The sequence below is a fragment of the Gephyromycinifex aptenodytis genome (genome assembly GCF_012277275.1).
GTDB lineage: Bacteria > Actinomycetota > Actinomycetes > Actinomycetales > Dermatophilaceae > Gephyromycinifex > Gephyromycinifex aptenodytis.
This window is the reverse complement of the sequence record NZ_CP051155.1, coordinates 2,684,280-2,703,699: the sequence shown is the minus strand read 5'-3', so window position 1 is coordinate 2,703,699 and position 19,420 is coordinate 2,684,280. Positions and strand designations below refer to the sequence as shown.

18 protein-coding genes and 1 riboswitch are annotated in these 19,420 nt (G+C 68.8%); of the genes, 9 read left to right on the top strand and 9 right to left on the bottom strand.

Translation table 11 applies throughout. The features are described from left to right. Window positions 1–103: 103 nt before the first annotated feature. Window positions 104–1,150 carry a helix-turn-helix transcriptional regulator gene (locus tag G9V96_RS11595; RefSeq protein ID WP_168583163.1) on the top strand — a complete coding sequence of 349 codons (1,047 nt, stop codon included), beginning with the start codon at window positions 104–106 and terminating at the stop codon, window positions 1,148–1,150. Between the two features lie 47 nt (window positions 1,151–1,197). Further along, window positions 1,198–3,510, top strand: coding sequence for a HelD family protein (locus tag G9V96_RS11590; RefSeq protein ID WP_168583162.1), 2,313 nt, complete (start codon window positions 1,198–1,200; stop codon window positions 3,508–3,510). A gap of 106 nt (window positions 3,511–3,616) precedes the next feature. Here the strand turns inward: G9V96_RS11590 and G9V96_RS11585 are convergent, their stop codons facing one another. Beyond that, on the bottom strand, window positions 3,617–5,497 hold the full coding sequence (locus G9V96_RS11585; RefSeq protein WP_210424401.1) for a lysine--tRNA ligase: 1,881 nt from the start codon (window positions 5,495–5,497) through the stop codon (window positions 3,617–3,619). Beyond that, window positions 5,494–6,789, bottom strand: a complete 1,296-nt coding sequence (locus G9V96_RS11580; protein ID WP_168583161.1) for an adenylosuccinate synthase — start codon at window positions 6,787–6,789, stop codon at window positions 5,494–5,496. The genes G9V96_RS11585 and G9V96_RS11580 overlap by 4 nt, the downstream gene beginning before the upstream one ends. A 318-nt stretch (window positions 6,790–7,107) precedes the next feature. On the opposite strand from G9V96_RS11580, the gene G9V96_RS11575 reads away from it, so the two are divergent. Next, the gene (locus G9V96_RS11575; RefSeq protein ID WP_168583160.1) at window positions 7,108–7,638 is read left to right on the top strand and encodes a hypothetical protein; all 531 of its coding nucleotides are present in this window, start codon (window positions 7,108–7,110) and stop codon (window positions 7,636–7,638) included. A gap of 73 nt (window positions 7,639–7,711) precedes the next feature. Here G9V96_RS11575 and G9V96_RS11570 read toward each other — a convergent pair whose 3' ends face one another. After that, window positions 7,712–8,119, bottom strand: a complete 408-nt coding sequence (locus G9V96_RS11570) for a DUF3151 domain-containing protein (protein WP_168583159.1) — start codon at window positions 8,117–8,119, stop codon at window positions 7,712–7,714. Between the two features lie 235 nt (window positions 8,120–8,354). Between G9V96_RS11570 and G9V96_RS11565 the strand changes: the two genes are divergently transcribed. Next, window positions 8,355–9,062, top strand: coding sequence for a maleylpyruvate isomerase family mycothiol-dependent enzyme (locus tag G9V96_RS11565; RefSeq protein ID WP_168583158.1), 708 nt, complete (start codon window positions 8,355–8,357; stop codon window positions 9,060–9,062). 138 nt (window positions 9,063–9,200) lie between these two features. On the opposite strand, the gene fbaA is transcribed toward G9V96_RS11565, so the two are convergent. From fbaA to G9V96_RS11535, 6 genes are all read right to left on the bottom strand, one after another. Further along, complete coding sequence (gene fbaA, locus G9V96_RS11560) at window positions 9,201–10,226, bottom strand: class II fructose-bisphosphate aldolase (protein WP_168583157.1); 1,026 nt, start codon at window positions 10,224–10,226, stop codon at window positions 9,201–9,203. A 134-nt stretch (window positions 10,227–10,360) separates the two neighbouring features. Continuing rightward, a complete protein-coding gene (locus G9V96_RS11555; protein WP_168583156.1) occupies window positions 10,361–11,008 on the bottom strand; it encodes an FMN-binding negative transcriptional regulator in 648 nt (215 codons plus the stop codon). 184 nt (window positions 11,009–11,192) lie between these two features. After that, window positions 11,193–11,540, bottom strand: a complete 348-nt coding sequence (locus tag G9V96_RS11550; protein WP_226913292.1) for an MGMT family protein — start codon at window positions 11,538–11,540, stop codon at window positions 11,193–11,195. A gap of 15 nt (window positions 11,541–11,555) precedes the next feature. Then, entirely contained in the window at window positions 11,556–12,293 is a 738-nt protein-coding gene (locus tag G9V96_RS11545) for an RNA methyltransferase (protein WP_168583154.1), read from the bottom strand. A gap of 100 nt (window positions 12,294–12,393) precedes the next feature. Next, a complete protein-coding gene (gene pyrE / locus G9V96_RS11540; protein WP_168583153.1) occupies window positions 12,394–12,969 on the bottom strand; it encodes an orotate phosphoribosyltransferase in 576 nt (191 codons plus the stop codon). Window positions 12,970–13,042: 73 nt separating this feature from the next. Continuing rightward, window positions 13,043–13,822, bottom strand: a complete 780-nt coding sequence (locus G9V96_RS11535; protein WP_168583152.1) for an SDR family NAD(P)-dependent oxidoreductase — start codon at window positions 13,820–13,822, stop codon at window positions 13,043–13,045. Window positions 13,823–13,900: 78 nt separating this feature from the next. On the opposite strand from G9V96_RS11535, the gene G9V96_RS11530 reads away from it, so the two are divergent. The 5 genes from G9V96_RS11530 to G9V96_RS11510 all read left to right on the top strand — a co-directional run bounded on the left by G9V96_RS11530 (window position 13,901) and on the right by G9V96_RS11510 (window position 19,345). Further along, window positions 13,901–14,707, top strand: a complete 807-nt coding sequence (locus tag G9V96_RS11530; protein WP_168583151.1) for an exodeoxyribonuclease III — start codon at window positions 13,901–13,903, stop codon at window positions 14,705–14,707. After that, entirely contained in the window at window positions 14,707–16,050 is a 1,344-nt protein-coding gene (locus G9V96_RS11525; RefSeq protein ID WP_168583150.1) for an amidohydrolase, read from the top strand. The genes G9V96_RS11530 and G9V96_RS11525 overlap by 1 nt, the downstream gene beginning before the upstream one ends. Before the next feature lie 186 nt (window positions 16,051–16,236). After that, a riboswitch (TPP riboswitch) is annotated at window positions 16,237–16,329 on the top strand. Continuing rightward, complete coding sequence (gene thiM, locus G9V96_RS11520) at window positions 16,322–17,134, top strand: hydroxyethylthiazole kinase (RefSeq protein ID WP_168583149.1); 813 nt, start codon at window positions 16,322–16,324, stop codon at window positions 17,132–17,134. It overlaps the preceding riboswitch by 8 nt. 41 nt (window positions 17,135–17,175) lie before the next feature. Beyond that, on the top strand, window positions 17,176–18,624 hold the full coding sequence (thiD, locus tag G9V96_RS15340; RefSeq protein ID WP_210424400.1) for a bifunctional hydroxymethylpyrimidine kinase/phosphomethylpyrimidine kinase: 1,449 nt from the start codon (window positions 17,176–17,178) through the stop codon (window positions 18,622–18,624). Window positions 18,625–18,664: 40 nt separating this feature from the next. Next, window positions 18,665–19,345: a TenA family protein gene (locus G9V96_RS11510; RefSeq protein ID WP_168583148.1), complete on the top strand. Its 681-nt coding sequence runs from the start codon at window positions 18,665–18,667 to the stop codon at window positions 19,343–19,345. Window positions 19,346–19,420: the final 75 nt, after the last annotated feature.

Genomic DNA, 19,420 nt, shown 5'->3' with positions numbered 1-19,420 from the left:
GACCCGGCACGCCGCTGGCGGCGCCACCGCCAGCGCCACCGGGCGCGTCCACAGCGACCGGTTAAGGTGACGTAGAAAATCCGAATTGCTAAGGAGCGCAGCCATGGTCAACCCGAAGGTTGCACTCACAGGCAGCAGATCGAGCTTGTACGACAGCTCCGATCCGAAGGCGCAATTGCCCATGCCGCTGCCCGCCCAGCTCGACCGGTACACCACCCGGATCTACCTGCTGGCAGTACGAACCCCCGGGTTGACTCGACGACAGATGGTCGCCGCGGGCATCCCCACCAGCATGATCGACCCAGCCATCAAAGAGCTCGTCGATAGCGGCATGCTGCGCTCGAGCGGGTCACCCGACGTCTGGGAAGCCATCCCCCCCGACATCGCACTGCCCGCGTTGGCAAGCACCTATGAGGTGCGCGCCGCGCTCGCCCGCGACACCGCGCACGATCTGGCGCAGCTCTACCGGACGTCTCGGGCAAGGGCTGAGGAGGCCCCCAGCGGCGTTGCGGTGCTCAGCACCACCGAGGAACTGCAATCCGCGGCGGAGACCGTGATGGCGTCGGCCTGCACCGAAGTCCTTGCTTGTTATGACGACTCCCCGCGCACGGCGCACATGTTCAAGATGGCCCTGGAACAGCATCGGGAACGACTCATCACCGTCGACGGCACTCCCCTGCGGCTGCGCAGCACCTTCGACACCTCCGTCCTGCAATACCAGGGGGCTGGCGATGTCCTGCTGGCCCGAATCGAGGGCGGGGAGGAAGCCCGCTTCCTGGACTCCATCCCCTTCACCACGATCGTCGCCGATGACGTCGCCGCAGTTGTCGACCTCACCTCGTTCGACACCTCCGGAGGCGGGTCCCTGCTCATCCGCGACAGGCGCGTGGTGCTCGCGCTGCGCGCCCTGGGCGAGGCCTGGTGGTCCCTGGCCACCCCGATGGCCTGGAAGGGTCTGAGCGCCCTGGACCGGCAGAGCGTGTTCATCCTGTCGCTACTGGCCGCCGGAGCCACCGACAGCACGATCGCTGCCCAGTCCGGGATGTCACAACGCACCGTGGAGCGTCGGGTCCGAGCCCTGATGACCCAGCTCGGAGCCTCGACTCGCTTCCAGGCGGGGGTGCAAGCCGTCCGCCGCGGCTGGATCTAAGTCTGCTGGACAACGACCGGGTGGCCGGGCTCGACGAACTACACTAGATGGCTGCGCCGTTACGGTGCCGACACACCCAGGGGGCCCTTGCGGGCGCGAGCGAGGACGAGGCACGCATTTTGAGCACACATGAGGTCCGAACCGACGCCCCGGCAGCCGATTCCGACATCGTCGCCGAGGAACTGCGAATCGAGCAGGAGCACGTCGATCGGGTCTACGGCGAGTTGGCGAAGGCGGCCCAGCGAGCTGCCCTGGTCGAGGTCGAAGGAATGGTGCGGGGACGCACCGACCGCACCGGCGATGTGCGCGATGAAGAGATCACCGGGCTTTTCGAGCGAGATGCCCTGGTCTACCGCGCCGGGCGCCGCCGCCACGAACTCGACCGCCAACACGAGGGCCTCGTTTTCGGCCGGTTGGACCTGCAGCCCTCAAGCCATGCCGAGCGCGAAGTGCGTTATGTAGGGCGACTCGGGGTGCGCGATGACGACTACGAACCCCTGGTCATCGACTGGCGAGCCCCGGCGGCGGCCCCGTTCTACCGCGCCACCCCCGTGGACCCCCAAGGCGTGCTGCGTCGCCGGGTGCTGCGCTGCCGCGGCGACCAGGTCATCGGCGCCGAGGACGACCTGATGGTCACCCGCGCCCCGGACGATCTGGTGGTCCTGGGGGAAGGCGCCCTGATGGCGGCCCTGGGTCGCAGCCGCGACTCCCGGATGCGCGACATCGTGGCCACCATCCAGTCCCACCAGGACGAAGCCATCCGCGCCCCAGCCCGGGGTGTCACCGAGATCACCGGCGGTCCCGGCACCGGCAAGACCGTCGTGGCCTTGCATCGCGCCGCCTACCTGCTCTATTCCGACCGGCGCCGCTTCGAAGGCGGTGGCATCCTCGTTGCCGGCCCGTCCTCGGCTTACACCGCCTACATCGAACGGGTGCTGCCCTCCTTAGGCGAGGAGTCCGTCACGCTGCGCGCCCTGGGTGACATCGTGGATGCCGCCACGGCGGGGCGAATCGACTCCCCCGCCGCGGCAGCCGTGAAAGGCTCGCTGCGGATGCGCCGGGTCCTGGCCAGAGCAGCCCGCGACACGATCCCGGGCGCCCCGGCGATGCTGCGGGCGATGGTCGCCGGCCGCCCGGTACGCCTGGAGCGGCACCGACTCGACCGCGCCCGCGCCCAGGTGCTGCGCAGGCATCACCGCAACGCCTCCCAAGAGGCGATGCTGCAGGCGCTGGCCACGGAAGCGTGGCTGTCGGTGCGCTCCCCGGGAGACGACGAGAACGAGCGGGAAGACTTCATCGCCACCTTTGTCGAGCACCGCGACGTCGAGGCGTTCCTGCAGCAGTGGTGGCGTCCGGTAGACCCGCGCGAGGTCGTGCTTTGGCTCGCCGACCCGGGCCGGGCCCGCCGCTACAGCCGTGGGATCCTCGGCCCTGCCGAGAGCGCCGAACTCGCCGCTTCGATGACCACCACTCTGCAGACGAGCACCTGGTCCGTGGCTGACATCGCGCTCATCGACGACGTTGCGGCACGCATCGGCACGATGCCCGAGGTGCACACCGAGCGCGGCTTCTTCGAGGTCGAAGACCTCGAAGAGCTCGAGTCGCAGCGGGCACTGCGCATCTCCGGTTCCGAAGGCGCCGCCGGGGGACGCTCGGCTTCCCGAGAACGACTGGGCAACGACCCGCTGCTGTCGGGGACCGTCGGTCGCCCCGGGGAGTACGCCCACATCCTCATCGACGAAGCCCAAGACGTCTCCCCCATGCAGTGGCGAATGCTGGGGCGGCGGGGTCGCTGGGCCAGCTGGACCATCGTCGGGGACGCCGCCCAAGCGTCCTGGGTGGATGCACAGGAAGCAACCAAGGCCCGTGAGGAAGCCTTCGGCAGCCAGCCGCGGGCCCGTTTTCACATGGGTACCAACTACCGCAACGCCCGCGAGATCTTCGCCTACGCCGCCCGTGTGATCCGCCAGCAGGTGCCGGAGGCCGACATCCCGGAGGCCATCCGGGAGACCGGCGTGGAACCGGTGGATCGCAGCGTCCCCTTCGACCAGAACGCGACGGAGCCGCTGGTGGCGGCGGCCACGGAGTCCTTGACCCAGCTGGCGGCGGAGGTTGAGGGCAGCATCGCGATCATCGCCCCCAAACGGTGGGCGAGCCATCTGCTGGACCTGCCGCAGGCGTGTGGTCTTGAAGATCGCGTCGTCGTGGAGGATCCGCTGTCCACCAAGGGGTTGGAGTACGACGCCACCCTGGTCATCGACCCGGACGAGATCACCGCAGAGTCACCCGGCGGGGTTCGGGTGCTCTATGTCGTGCTCACCCGCGCCGCGCACCGCATGCACGTGTTGCGCCCCGCCTGAGCGATCCCGGCGGGCGCGGCAACCCGGCCGCCGCGCATGCACACAGACAGACGGCCGGGTCACCCGCGATGGGCGACCCGGCCGTGCGTGACCGTGCAGGTGGTGTTCAGTGCCCCAGCAGGGTGCGCACCTTGTCCGGGCCCAGACACAACAGCAGGGTTGGGATTCGCGGTCCGGTCTCGGCGCCCAGCAGCAGCCGGTACAACAGGGCGAAGAACGCCCGCTGGTCGGCTTTCACCTCAGGCGGCAGTTTCTTCTCGCCCACGTCGAAACCGGCCTGACGCTTGGGGACTCCATAGGCGAGGCTGGTGAGCCCTTCCAGGCTCCAGTCGTTCTCCAGATCCGCGACCAGCATCTGCAACGACTCGCGCTCGTGATCGGACAGACCGGCCAGTGCCTCTTGGTCGGGCTGCTCGCGCACGGTCGTGCGGTCGTGCGGGTCGGCCTGGCTAGCCACCCACGTCGCGGCCAGGTCCAGGCGGGGACGCGCCTTGTCCAAGTCGGTGATCGCCGGGTCCAGCGAGCCCAGGATGCGGCTCATCTGGCCTTCGTGGCCGCCGGTGATGTCAACGATGGAGCACAACGCTTTGTAGCCCACCGGCACCGGGGTGCGCGGCAGTTCCCGAGCGGCGGTGCGCACCGAGCGGGTGTACATGGCTTCGTCACCGGGTTGGCCCTTACCGCCGGCAACTTTGCGCTCCAACTGGTCCCACTCGTCGTAGAGACGGTGGATGGTGTTGTCGAAAGCGACCGAGAAGGACTGGTTGGGGCGACGCCGGGCGTACAGCCAACGCAGCACATGCGGCTCCATGATGGCCAGCGCGTCAGCGGGGGTGGGCACCCCGCCTTTGGATGAGCTCATCTTCGCCATCCCGGAGATGCCGACGAAGGCGTACATCGGGCCCAGTGGTTGCCAGCCCCCGAAGATCGGGCCGACGATCTGCCCGCCGACGACGTAACTGCTGCCTGGGGATTGGTGGTCCACACCGGAGGGCTCGAAGTCGACGCCTTCATAGGCCCAGCGCATCGGCCAGTCGACCTTCCACACCAATTTCCCGTGGAAGTCGCGGTCGAGGTGCATGACCTCTTCGACCTGTTCACCGTTCGGTCCGGTCGCGACGTAACGAAGCTCTGTGGTTGCGGGGTCGTAGGAGGTCACCCGGGTGGCGTCGGTACCGAAGGCGCGGCTGTAGGGCTTGAACGGGAAGTACCCGCCCGTTCCCCCGGAGCCGTCGTCCTCATCGGCGGCGCCGGAACCTTCGGCTGCGGCGCGGGCCGCTTCAGCGTCTTGCTCGCTCTCAATACCGGTGTCCCCGAGCGCAGCGACCGGGGCCTCGGTCTTGGTGCGGTACTGGGCCAGGACCGCGTCGATGTCCTCGCGGTGGGCCATCGCGTGCAGCACCTGCTGCACGTAGGCACCGGAGGTGTACATCTGCGTCTGGCTGATGCCGCGGAACTCCACGCCCAGTTGCGCGAGTGACTCGCTCATCTCGGCCTTGAAGTGCTCGGCCCAGTTCGGGTGCTGGGAGCCGCGCGGAGCGGGCACACTCGTCAGCGGCATCCCGATGTAAGCGTTCCAGCTCTCGTCGATGCCCTCGACGCCGAACGGGACCTTGCGGAACCGGTCGTAGTCGTCCCAGCTGATGATGTGTTCGACCGGATAACCGCGCCGCGCCACCTCGTCAGCGACCAGGTGCGGTGTCATCACCTCGCGCAGGTTGCCCAAGTGGATGTGACCCGACGGCGACAGCCCGGAGGCGCAGATGATCTTCTGGCCCGGGCGCCGCTGCTGGGTTGCGGTGATGAGTTCGTCGGCCAGCCGAGCCACCCAGTCGACCTCGCCGGTTCCGGCCTTTCCACGTCCGCGCCGACGCCCCTGACGGGGCTCCTGCGGCCCGCCGGCGGCGGAGCCTTTCGGCGCTTCGTGCTCGGCGGCCTGCCCGCCAGCCTGACCCGGCTGGGTTGGTTCAGTGGTTTCGTGACTCACTCGTCGTCTCCCAACAGCGAATAGCGGGTGATGACCTCGTCGCGGCCTGGCCCGACGCCGATCACCGAGATACGCGCACCGAGCAGCTCCTCCATACGCAGCAGGTACCGCTGCGCATTCTGCGGCAGGTCGTCGAAGGTGCGGCAACCGGTGATGTCTTCGCTCCAACCAGGCAGGTCCTCATAGATCGGCACCGCGTGGTGCATGTCGCTCTGGTGCGAGGGCATCTCCTCGAACCGCTCGCCCTGGACGTCATAGGCCACGCAGACCGGGATGGTCTCGAAGCCGGTCAGCACGTCGAGCTTGGTCACGACGTAGTCGGTGACACCGTTGATGCGAGTGGAGTAACGGCCCACGACGGTGTCGGCCCATCCGCAACGACGCGGTCGTCCCGTGGTCGTGCCGAACTCGAACCCGTTGGCCCGCAGTCGCTCCCCGAACTCGTCGTGCAACTCGGTGGGGAAGGGACCCTCGCCGACGCGGGTGGTGTAGGCCTTGAAGACCGCGACGACGCGATCGATCTGTGTCGGCCCGATCCCCGAGCCGGTGCACGCCCCGGCAGCGGTGGCGCTGGAGGAGGTGACGAAGGGGTAGGTGCCGTGGTCGACGTCCAGCATCGTGGCCTGGCCTGCCTCGAAGAGCACGGTCTTGCCGTCCTCCAGCGCCTGGTGCAGTTCCAGGCCGCAGTCGGCAACCATCGGTCGTACCCGCTCGGCGTACTGCAGCAGCTCCTGCACCACCTCTTCGGCCTCGATGGCGCGCCGGTTGTAGATCTTGACGAGCAAGTGGTTCTTCACTTCCAGCGCGGCTTCGACTTTCTGGCGCAGGATCGACTCATCGAACAAGTCCTGCACGCGCAACCCGACCCGGTTCATCTTGTCGGCGTAGGTGGGGCCGATGCCGCGCCCGGTGGTGCCCAGGCGACGCTTGCCCAGGAAGCGCTCGGTGACCTTGTCCAGGATGCGGTTGTAAGAGGGGATGAGGTGGGCGTTGGCGCTGATACGCAGCTTGGCCACGTCGACGCCGCGGGCGGCCAGCGCCTCGAGTTCGTGGAAGAGCACCTCGAGGTCGACGACGACGCCGTTGCCGATCATGGGGGTCACCCCAGGGGTGAGGATCCCGCTGGGCAGCAGGTGAAGGGCGTACTTCTCGCCGCCGATGACCACCGTGTGGCCGGCGTTGTTGCCGCCGTTGAACTTGACGACGTAGTCGACGTCCTTACCGAGCAGGTCCGTCGCCTTGCCCTTGCCTTCATCGCCCCATTGGGCTCCGACGAGCACGATCGCGGGCATTCGGGCTACCTTCTTCCTCATCCGAGAAAACTGACGCGCCGCGTCCGCGCCAGGCGCGCGGCCTGGGTCCTGTCGCGAGTTCCACACGGCGCGAGCCCCCGCATCACAGCGGTGGGCTCGTACTCCCCGAGCCTATCGCGAGCCCGCCCACACCGGCTCACGCCCATTCAGCGTCATCGGCGCTGCCGGATCTGGTCTGCGTTTGTCCTTGAATTGTCCTTACTGACAGGCAAATCCTGCCGATATGGACATCCTGGGACGGGTCCCATCCTCCGGGATCTCTCCGGACCACCGCCGAGCTTCGCAGAAGGAGCACACATGAAGGCCCGCATGCCCGCCCTCCTCGCCCTGGCCACAGCGATGGCCGTCGCTGGGTGCGGACAAAGCGAGACAGCCCCCGCGGCCGCGACCGCGACGCTGGCCAGTCCGTCTGCCTCCGAGTCGCCTACGCCGAGCCAGCCCGCTGAAACCTCGACGCTGGCCGAGTCCTCTCCCACGGCCGACCCCGCAGTGCCGACCACCGCCAGCACCCCCCAACCTGCCACCACGACCACGATCATCAACAAGGATGCCGTCGTGCCTGAGCGCGACAGCGGCGAGTACGGCGATGCCCTCATCAGCGCGTGGGCCGCCGGCGATACCAGCGCCCTGGGGCGTTACGCCGACCCCGCCGCTGCTGCTGCCCTGGCCAAGGCCAAGCCGAACGCGAACCTGCTGCGCACGGTGTGCGAATCGAACATGTGCAGCTATGCCGACGAAGCCGGCCAGCGGGTCACCCTCACCTTCGACGAGAAGAAGGTCGCCAGCGGGGCTCAGCAGGCAGTGACCGGCGTCAAGATCGGCTCCTGAGCCGGGCGGCAACAGCCGACACCGACACATAGCGGGGCCCACGTCAGCTCGGCGTGGGCCCCGCTATGTGTGTTCAGAAACCGAGCGCGTCGGCTGCCTCGGGGCTGGAGTCGCGCAGGAGGTTTTCGCAGCGTTGCTGCTCGTCGGTCTCGCCGATCTGCCCCGCGGCACGGGACAGGGCTGCGACGCTGCGCAGGAATCCCCGATTGGGCTCGTGGTGCCACGGCACCGGGCCTGCGCCCTTCCACCCTGCCCGACGGAGCTGGTCGAGGCTGCGGTGGTAGCCGGTGCGGGCGTAGGCATACGCCTCGACCGTGAACCCCATGACGAGAGCGGCCTCGGCGAGCGTGGCCCAGGCGAGCGCCGACCCCGGGTACCGGCCGGCGGTGATGGCGGCATCGGCACCGGCGAGGAGTTCTGCCGCTGCTGGGTCGACCTCGAGCAGCGTCTCCGGCGGCTCCAGCAGGTTCTGGTGGGTCATGGGTCCTCCGTGGATACGTCGGGTGCGGAACGAGCGGACGGTCACGCCTGAAACATGCCGAGCGTGTCGACGATGCGGGCAGGGCGTGAAAGCTCCAGTCTGCCCATGGTCTCCCGAAATCCCCTGCGCGGCCAGCACCCCCCTACGGCAGCCTGGGCGCAGACGCCGCCCCGCAGGCTCCGACATGGTCCGGCGCCCACCCGACCCGGGCGGAGTCGCGCGGCAGACTGACCACATGAACGCCTTCGCAGCCGCGCAGATCCCCGCCGCCCTGAGACGTCTCAGGCGTGAGACAGACATGTTCCTCGCCACCGCCGACAGCCTCTCCGAGGATGAGTTGCGCGGTCCTTCGAAGTGCGAGGGCTGGACCCGCGCCCACGTCGTCACCCACGTGGCCCGCAACGCCGACGCCTTCTGCAACCTCGTCGAATGGGCCCGTACGGGGGTGGAGAAGCCCGGCTACACCTCCCCGGAGGCGCGGGATGCCGAGATCGAGGACGGCGCCACTCGTCCCGGCGCCGAGATCAAGGCCGATGCCCGAGCCGCGTGCGAGCGGTTCGCCCAGGCGGCAAAGCAATTGCGGACAGAACTCGTCACCGAGGAGGTGAAGATCGGCTCGGGGCCGGTGCCCGCTCGCGGCTTGCTGGCCGTGCGGATGACCGAAGTCCTCGTCCACCACGATGACCTCGACACCGTGTGGACCCTCGCGGAGGCGGGCCCCGACGCCCAGCTCGACGTGCTCGAGGAGGCGGTACGCCGCCTCCGGGCCCGTGACGACGTCCCCGCGTTCTCGATCCGCACCCTCGAGGAGGACGAGTGGACCTTCGGCGAGGGCGGCCCGCTCGTGCGCGGCGAACGCGCCGGCGTCATTGCCTGGATCACCCGCAACGTGACCGCCGGCGTCAGCTGCGACCGTGAACTCTCCAACGTCTCGATGTTCTAAGCGGCCTGTGCCGCGTTCGCATCCCGACAGATGCGAGAAAGAACGACGAGGTCCCCGCCACCACGATGGTGACGGGGACCTCGTTGCAGACACGTGCGACCACGAGTGGACGCGATGTGTGTCAGTGAGACATCACGCTCACTTGTGGGTGCCGGCGGAACGCAGGGCCTCGCAGGCCTCGACGACGCGGGCGGCCATGCCGGCCTCGGCAGCCTTACCCCACGCGCGCGGGTCGTACTGCTTCTTGTTGCCGACCTCACCGTCAACCTTGAGCACACCGTCGTAGTTACGCAGCATGTGCTCGGCGACCGGGCGGGTGAAGGCGTACTGGGTGTCGGTGTCGACGTTCATCTTGATGACGCCGTAGTCGACAGCGTCGCTGATCTCCTGCGGAAGCGAGCCCGAGCCGCCGTGGAACACCAGCGAGAGCGGCTTGTCGTCCGCACCCTGGTACTTCTCCTTGATGGCGTCCTGGCACTGCTTGAGGATCTCGGGGCGCAGCTTGACGTTGCCCGGCTTGTACACGCCGTGCACGTTGCCGAAGGTGAGGGCGGCCATGTAGCGGCCGTTCTCGCCCAGGCCGAGGGCCTCAACGGTGGCCAGCGCGTCTTCGGGGGTGGTGTAGAGCTGGTCGTTGATCTCGTTGGCGACACCGTCTTCCTCGCCACCGACGACACCGATCTCGACCTCAAGGATGATGTTGGCGGCCTTGGCCAGGGCCAGGAGCTCCTTGGCGATCTCAAGGTTCTCCTCCAGCGGCACAGCCGAGCCGTCCCACATGTGGGACTGGAAGATCGGCAGGCCGGTCTTCTTCACCTGCTCGGCCGAGGCGGCCAGCAGCGGACGCACGAAACCGTCGAGCTTGTCCTTGGGGCAGTGGTCGGTGTGCAGCGCCACGTTGATCGGGTAGTTCTTCGCGACCTCTTGGGCGTACGCGGCGAAAGCCAGCGAACCGGCGACCATGTTCTTGATGGACGGACCGGACAGGTACTCCGCACCACCGGTGGAGACCTGGATGATGCCGTCACTGCCTGCGTCGGCGAATCCCTTGAGTGCAGCGTTCAAGGTCTGGCTGGAGGACACGTTGATGGCTGGGTAGGCGAAGGATCCCGCCTTCGCCCGGTCGAGCATGTCGGCGTAGACCTCGGGGGTTGCGATTGGCACGGTGGCTCCTTCGTTACTTCGGCTCGTCCGTGCCTGATGCACGGACCAGGGCTAGCCCCCATCCTAGGCGCATCCACGGTCGTCACCGGCCGGAGGGCCGCACCGCTGGGCAGTTGGCTGCCGCTGCCCTGGTTTCAGGCCTGCGGCCCGTTGACCGGGACGCGGTCGATGAGCTCTGCGAGATCGTTGTGCGGGCAGCCTGCAGCGGCGAACTCGGCCCGCAATCGCAGCCGGGCCTCCTGCGGTTTGTCCTGGCTGAGCTTGAACATCGCCTCCTGGGCGACGACCTCCAATTCGAAGGCGGCGACCCCGCCGATGATCTGGCGGAACTGCCCACGCGAGCTCGTCGGGTCCCAGCGCGGGCAACGGTCGCGTTCCAGGCGCTGCACCGTTGCCTCCACCACGGCCAGCCGGTCCTGCTCGTCCGGGAGAAGGCGGGCCCGCACAGTGAGGTGGACGGCGGCGTAATCGACCGTCGGTACGGCGACCTCACGCTGGTAGTGCACCGGAGAGACGTATCCGTGGCTGCTGGTGAGCACCAGCAGGGACTCCCCCGACTCCAGGTGCTGCCAGTGCGGATTCTCCCGACCCATGTGAGCCACCAACCTCTGCCCCACCAGGGTTTCGGTGCCTTCGGGCAGGTCGGGAAGGACGACGGGGATGTGGGTGACCAGCGGGGGCGCATCGGCCCGGGAGGTGGCCAGTAGACCGAAGGGGTGCTCACGGGCGAACTGGACGATATGAGTTCCGCAGGGAGCTGCGAACTCGGGGTAGACGTGCATGGCACCCTCCCTGGGACCGCTCCGCCCACGACGCCGGGCGATGCTGGCCACGCTGCTGGATCAACCGGATCGGTATGTCCGATATCGCGAGGGTAGCCAGGCGGGGGCGCCTCAGCGAAGGGATTGCCGGATCCGGCCCCGCGCGGCACGGTGCGGACCGCGCGCGAACTGGCGCCGCCTCTCGCTAGCGGCGCGGTGTGCGTTCGTAGCGCGGCAGGTCGCTAGCGGCCTCGGCGTAGCGTTCACCCCACTGCAGGGGATCGACCCGATAGTCGCCGACGCGGCAACCCCGGCCGTCGGATTTGCACTCGATCCCTTCGCGCTCCCACTGCTCGGCGGCGGCCGTGCGCAGGTGGTCCGGTAGCTCCCCGGTCGCGCTGACCACGCGCCACCAGGTGACGTTGGAGCCGTAGTAGCGCATCACCGAACCCACCTGGCGGGCCGTTGCGCCCACGAGTTCAGCGACGGCCCCATAGGTGGTCACCCGCCCCGGAGGTACCGCTTCAACGGCCCGCAAGACGTGCTCGACCATGAGCTCATCCACAGCTCAAGCCCCGTCGTGGCCCGGGTGGTCGCCCTCGGTTGGTGCGGCGCCGGGGATATCGGCGTGACTGCGAACCCAGGCATGCATGGCAATGGCGGCGGCGGCTCCGGCGTTGATGGAGCGGGTGGAGCCGAACTGGGTGATGTGCAGGATGGCCTCGGCACGTTCCAAGGCCTGCGCCGAAAGCCCCGGACCCTCTTGGCCGAAGATCATCAAGGCGCGCCGCGGGATCGGGTAAGTCTCGATGGGGCGGCTGCCGGGCACGTTGTCGATCGCGATCAACGCCAGATCGTTGTCCTGCGCCCAGGCAGCAAGGGCGTCGACGTCGGTGTGGTGGTGTTCGTGCTGATAGCGGTCGGTGACCATCGCCCCGCGCCGATTCCAACGGCGTTTGCCGACGATGTGGAAGGCCGCCACGTTGAACGCGTTCGCGGTACGAATGATTGAACCGATGTTGAAGTCGTGCTCCCAGTTCTCTACCGCGATGTGCAACGCGTGGCGGGTGATGTCCAGGTCCGCAACGATCGCCTCATGGCGCCAGTACCGGTAACGGTCCTCGACGTTGCGAGCATCCCCCGAGGTGAGCAGTTCCGGGTCATAGCGGGCATCGAGCGCGCCGTCTGCGGCACGCGGCCACGCGTGCTCACCCCCGGGCCACGGCCCCACCCCGACAACTCGCTCCTCCACGGCCGGTGAGTCTACGGGGCAGCCAGCCGCCGCCGAGACTTGCACGCTCAGCATCGCGCCCCTTGTCCGCGCGAGCCGTCACTTCGCAGTGACGGCTCGCGGGGAAATCACGGCGAGCCGTCAATCAGAAGTGACGGCTCGCGGAGCGGCAGGCTCAGGCCAGGCCGAGGTCGGCCAACCCGAAGGCGTAACGGTAGGGCACACCCGATTCGTCCATGATGCGCTCGCCAGCGCCCGAGCTGCGGTCTGCGATCACGGCCACCGCCACGACCTCGGCGCCGGCTTCCCGGCAGGCCTGCACGGCCGTCAACGGGGAACCGCCGGTTGTCGAGGTGTCCTCGACAACGAGCACGCGGCGGCCGGAGACTGACGGCCCCTCGATGCGTTGCTGCAAACCGTGCGCCTTTTCTGCCTTACGCACCACAAAAGCATCCAGGTGGGCACCGGAGGCTGCTGCCGCGTGCAGCATCGCCGTCGCCACCGGGTCGGCGCCCATCGTCAGCCCGCCGACGGCGTCGAAGTCGAGGTCTGCCACCAGATCCCGCATGACGATGCCAACCAGGGGCGCAGCTTCACCGTCGAGGGTGATGCGGCGCAGGTCGACGTAGTAATCGGCTTCCCGGCCCGAGGACAGGATGACTTTGCCGTGCACCACGGCTTTGTCCTTGACGAGTTCGAGGAGACGCGCGCGGGCGTCGGAGGCGGTCGGTGCTGCTGTGTTGTCGCTCACCCGGCCAGCCTAACGAGCAATGCCCGAGCGCGTGAGCCTCGGCTACGACATCGGGGCCGCTCCGGCGCCGAAGTCAGGCCAGGCGCCGCCGCCGGGCGAGCGCGCTGGAGGCCTGGGCCATCAGCGTGCGCGGCGGTAGCCCTATCGCGGCGACAAGGACGCGGTACGCGGCGCCGGGGACGCTGATCGGTCGGAACCGGCGCAGGTCCTGCAGTGAGGTGCGAACCACGTCCTGGGCATCGAGCCACAGCCACTGCGGCAGGGCTGACATGTTCATCTGGGCCCGCTCGTGGAACTCGGTGTGGGTGAAACCGGGGCAGACCGCACTCACGGCCACCCCGTAGGAGCCCAGCTCCGCGGCCAGACTCTCGGTGAAGACCGTCACCCACGCCTTAGCTGCCGAGTAGGTCCCGACTGCGACGAACCCGGCGACCGAGGCGACGTTGAGAATGCCACCTCGTCCCCGAGCCTTCATGGCGTTGCCCGCAGCGTGCGAGAGCACCAGCACCGCACGGCACAGAACGTCGAGCAGGTTCTCCTCGGCCGCTATCTCGGACTCCAGAAACGCCGAGTTGAGGCCGAAACCGGCGTTGTTCACCAGCAGGTCGACCTCGCCGCACTCCCCGTCACCGCGAATACGTTGCGCCACCTGCTCCAGGTCGTCCCGGTCGGCCAGATCGGCGACCAGAACCTCGGTGCGAATCCCGTGGGCGGCGCGCAACTCCTGCGCCAGTTGTCGCAGACGGTCCTCGGAACGTGCGACGAGCACCAGATCGTGGCCGGTGGCGGCGAGTTCACGTGCGTAAGCAGCGCCCAGGCCCGCGCTGGCCCCAGTGATCAAAGCAGTGGTCATGGCTTCACCCTCGCCGAGGCGCCCGGGCCGCACAACCCGAACCGCGCGGGTGTCGGCCCAGCCTCCTAGGCTAGGCCCGTGCGTATCGCCACCTGGAACATCAACTCCGTCCGAAGCCGAGTCGAGCGCGCCGTGGCGCTCTTGGAACGCCACGACCTCGACGTGCTCGCCTTGCAAGAGACCAAATGCAAGAACGAGCAGTTCCCGCTGCTGCCGTTCGAGCAAGCCGGTTACGAGGTGGCGATGCATGGGCTCAACCAGTGGAACGGCGTCGCCATCATCAGCCGCGTCGGCATCGAGGAGGTCCAGATCGGCTTCCCGGACATGCCGACCTGGGGCGACCCCGACCCGGTGGCGGAGGCGCGAGCGCTGGGCGCCACCTGCGGCGGAGTGCGGATCTGGTCGCTGTATGTACCCAACGGGCGGGAGCTGGAGCACCCGCACCTGGCGTACAAGCTGAACTGGCTGGCGGCGCTGCGCGAATCGGGGCAGGCCTGGTTGGAGGAGAACGCGCAGGCCCAGATCGCCCTGATGGGTGACTGGAACGTCGCCCCCACTGACGAGGACGTCTGGGATCCGGAGTTTTTCGCGGGCAAAACGCACGTCTCAGACCCGGAGCGGGCAGCCTTCAACGCCGTCGTTGACACCGGCTATGTCGATGTCGTGCGCCCACACACCCAAGGCGACCGCATCTTCACCTATTGGGATTACACCCAACTGCGCTTCCCCAAGAAGCAGGGCATGCGCATCGACTTCGCGTTGTGCTCCCCGGCGCTGGCGCAACGGGTCACCGGGGCCAGCATCGACCGCGAAGAACGCAAGGGCAAAGGCGCCAGCGATCACGCACCCGTGCTGGTCGACCTCGCCGACGACGCGCAGCGGTGATGGCCTCCGGCGCCCGCGCGGGGCGCGTCTTGGCCGGCAGCGTCCTGACGCCCGCAGGGGTCGTCCACGAGGCCGAAGTCGCCTGGGATGACGAAGGGATCATCAGCTACGTCGGTCCGGTGCGCGGGCCGCTGGCCGCCGACGACATCGACGCTGCGGGCCAGGTGGTCATCCCCGGCCTGGTGAACGCGCACACCCACTCGGCGATGACCCTGCTGCGGGGCTACTCCGACGACTGCGACCTGCACACGTGGCTGGCGGGCATCCGCTCCTTCGAGATGCACCTGAGCCAGGCCGACATCGTGGCCGGCCTGCGGCTGGCTCTGGTGGAGATGATTCGCAGCGGCGTGACGACCTTCGCCGACATGTACGCCTGGGACGCCGCCCTGCTCGATGAGGTCATCGATTCGGGTCTGCGAGTTCTGGCAGCTCCGACCGTGTTCGACCACGATTCCCGCCCCTACCCCAGCGCGAGCCCGCTGGACGGGCGGGGGGTCCTCGCGCTGACCGAGGAACTGGCCGCGCAGTACGCGGGACATCCGCAGGTGCGTCTGGCTTTCGGCCCGCACGCGCCCTACACCTGCCCGCCGCAGGTCTACGAAGACATCGCCGAACGGGCCACCCGGCTCGGACTGATCGTGCACACCCACGTCGCCGAGACAGCCGTCGAGATCAACGACATCCAGCAGCGTTACGGCGCCTCACCGGTTGCGCATCTGCGAGACCTGGGGCTGTTCGAGGTCCAGGTGCTGGCCGCGCACTGCGTGCACGTCGACGAAGCCGACATCGCGACCCTGGCAGCCGCCGGTGTCGGAGTGGCGTACAACCCGGTGAGCAACCTCAAGCTCGGGGCCGGGATCGCGCCGCTTCGCGCGATGCGCCGCGCGGGGGTGCGGCTCGGGCTCGGCACCGACTCCGTGGCCAGCAACAACACCCTCGACATGTTCGAAGAGATCAAGGTCGGCGCCCTGATCCAGCGTGGCTTGGCCCAGGACGCCACCGCCGCACGCGGCGTCGACTTGTTCGCGATGGCCACCCACGAGGGTGCCGCCGCCGTCGGGTTCCCTGAGGTGGGAGCGCTGGAGCCGGGGCGAGCCGCCGACCTGGTAGTGCTGCGAACCGACGGCCCGCACGCCACGCCGATGCATTCGGTGCTCGCTTACCTGGCGTTCGCGGCCCGCGCCAGCGACGTTCGTGATGTCGTCGTCGGCGGGCGGCGCGTCCTGGCCGACGGGGTCGTGCTCACCCTCGACGAGGACGCGGTCAGGGCGCACGCCGCCGCCGTCTCAGCACGCTTGGCCGGGGATGCACAGGCCGCAGAAGCCGTCGGCGAGCACCCGTGACCAGCAGTTCTCGCCTGCCCACGTGAGCGGTTCGCATCCGCTGGGCGGAGTCGGCCTAGGGGCCGGGAGGCCCAGGAGCGCTCGGTCTATGCGCCTGCCCGGCGCTGGTCGGGGTGAGCCGGGGGCGGGCCCGCCCCCATAAGTCGGTGACCTTTCGCCCGGGCGGCGCAAGCCTGGTTAGAGTGGCGGGACGACGCGGGGTGCGCGCATGCGCTGAGATCACACCCGTCGAACCTGATCTAGTTCGAACTAGCGAAGGGATCGTCGCCTGATGACCGACGTAGCCGCTACCCAGCCCACTGCCGATGACCTGGCTCGCGCCCTGCAGGACCTGCGCGACGCCGGCCCCCTCGTGCAGTGCCTGACCAACATCGTGGTCACCAATTGGAGCGCCAACGTGCTGCTCGCCGTGGGTGCGGCCCCGGCGATGGTGGACACCCCCCACGAGGCCCGTCTCTTCGCGGGTGTGGCCGGCGGGGTACTCATCAACCTCGGGACCCCCCAGGAGCACACCGTGGCCGCGATGTTCGAGGCTGTGGCGGGCGCGGCGCAGGCCGGTACACCGTGGGTGCTGGATCCGGTGGCGGCCGGCGGATTGCCGTGGCGCACCGAAAAGGCGCGCGAACTCATTGCGTCGGCACCGCCGGCCATCGTGCGCGGAAACGCCTCCGAGATTCTCGGGTTGGCCGGTGGCGCCGGTGGGCGGGGGGTCGATTCGCTCGCGGGGCCGCAGGAAGCAGCCGACGTCGCCTCGGAACTGGCCGCGCAGCACTCGTGCACGGTGGCCGTCAGCGGCGCCGTCGACCACCTCACCGACGGTGCGCGCCTGGTGCGGGTGCGCAACGGCCACGAGTGGATGACCAGGGTCACCGGGGTGGGGTGCTCTCTGGGTGCGCTGATGGCCGCGTTCGCGGCAGTGTGCGACGACCCGCTCGTCGCGGCCACCGCCGCTACCGCCACCCTCACCGTCGCCGCCGACGAGGCGGCCTCATGCTCGCGGGGACCCGGATCGTTCGCGGTGGCGCTACTGGATTCCCTCTCTACCTTGACCCCGGCCGACCTGGCCGCGCGGGTCGCGCTGTGACGGGCGCTGCAACAAGCTCGCTGACAAGCCCAGGAGGCCTGATGTCCCACCTCGATCTGTCCGTCTACCTCGTCACCGACACGGCGATGTGCCAGCCGCTAGGGGTGGCCCAGACCGTGCGCCAAGCCGTCGCTGGGGGCGCCACGCTGGTGCAGTTGCGCGACCCCGACTGCAGCGATGAAGAGTTCGTCCGCCTCGGGCGAGAGCTCATCGATGTACTCACGGGCACCGGGGTGCCGCTGATCCTCACCGACCGGGTTCACCTCGTCGAAGCGGTCGGGGCTGCAGGCGCCCATGTGGGGCAATCAGACATGTCACCGGTGGCCGCTCGCGAACTCCTCGGTCCCGGCCCGATCCTCGGCCTTTCGGTCACCGACGAGAAGCAACTCGCCGCGGCAGCGGCGCTACCCGAGGGAACCGTGGACTACCTGGGGCTCGGGCCGCTGCGCGCAACCGCCAGTAAACCCGACCACGCAGCGCCGACCGGTTACGCCCGTCTCTCGGCGCTGGCCCGGCGCAGCCCGGTCCCCACCTGCGCCATCGGCGGGGTCAAGGCCGCCGACGCGGCAGCCCTCAAAGCCGCCGGCCTGGACGGGTTGGCTGTCATCAGCGCGATCTGCGGCCGACCCGACCCGCAAGAGGCCACCCGCGCCATCGCCGAGGCCTGGGGCAGCGGCCCGGCAATCGCCAGCGTCCTCTCGATCGCCGGCAGCGACCCCAGCGGCGGCGCCGGAATCCAGGCCGACCTCAAGGCGTTCAGCGCGAATCGTGCCTACGGGATGTCGGTCATCACAGCCCTGACCGCCCAGAACACCCAAGGCGTCATCGGGGTGCAGGCCGTTCCGGTGGAGTTTGTGCGGGCCCAGCTCGACGCGATCGTTGCCGACATGCGTGTCGATGCAGTCAAGATCGGGATGCTCGCCTCGGCGGCACTGGCCGAGACGGTGGGCGAGTACCTCGCGGGCCCGTTCGCCGACGTGCCGGTCGTGCTCGACCCGGTCATGGTCGCCACGAGCGGCGACCGCCTGCTCGACAGCGACGCCACCGACGCGGTGCGCGCGCTGTTGCCGCTAGCCGACCTCATCACCCCTAACCTGCCCGAGGCCGCCGTCCTGCTGGAGACCGAACCGGCCCGATCCGTAGGCGAACTCACCGATCACGCTCGGCGTCTCGCCGAGCTCGGCGCCCGCGGGGTCTACGCCAAGGGTGGACACCTGGAGGGCTCCGGCGCCGATGCGACCGATGTGCTCATCGTCGACGGCGGCGAGCATGTGCTCACCGCCCCGTTCATCAACACCTCCAACACTCACGGCACCGGTTGCAGCCTGTCTTCGGCGCTGGCCGCGTTACGACCGCAGCGCCCGGACTGGGTGTCGACAGCCAGCGACGCCAAAACGTGGCTGTCGGGCGCCATCGCAGCTGCCGACGAACTGCAGGTGGGTTCGGGGCACGGCCCCGTCCATCACTTTTTCGCCCTCTGGGACCACTGACCCCTTGCCACACCGACACCGACGAACTCGCGGAGATGACATGACCCACGCCCCCACCGCACCTGCTGACGGCACGTTCAGCGACAACCTTTGGGCCGACATCGCCCAGATCCGCGCCGCTATCGACGACCTGCCGTTCGTCCGGGAGCTGGCTGCCGGGACGCTCGAGCGCGACCGTTTCGACTACTACATGGCTCAGGACGCGTTGTACCTGTTCGACTACGGCCGGGCGCTGGCCGCATGCGCTTCGCAGAGCAACTGCAGCGACGACCTGGTCTTCTGGGCCACCGCGGCCCGGGAGTCGATCATCGTCGAGCGTGCCCTGCACGAATCCCACGTCGGCGACCTGAGTGCCGCGAGCCCATCACCCACCTGCACCGCGTACACGAGCTACCTGCGGTCGCTCGCTACCAGCGGCTGCTATCCCGTGCTCGCCGCGGGCGTGCTGCCCTGCTTCTGGATCTACAAGGACGTGGGCGACCGCCTGCTCGAGACGGCCGGCGATCTGAGCGACCACCCCTACGCCGACTGGATCTCCACCTACGCCGACGAGGAGTTCGCAGCGTCCACCCGCACGGCCATCGCGATCATCGACCGTCTCGCGCAAGAGAACTCAGAGCAGGTCCGCACCCGGATGCGCGAGGCGTTCCGGCAGGCCTCGCAGTTCGAATGGATGTTCTGGGACGCAGCACACCGGATGCAGGCCTGGCCCGTCGGCTGAACGCGCCCGACCACGCCCGCTACTGCGCACCGGCGTCGACACACGACCACGCCCGCCTCCGTGAGGAGGCGGGCG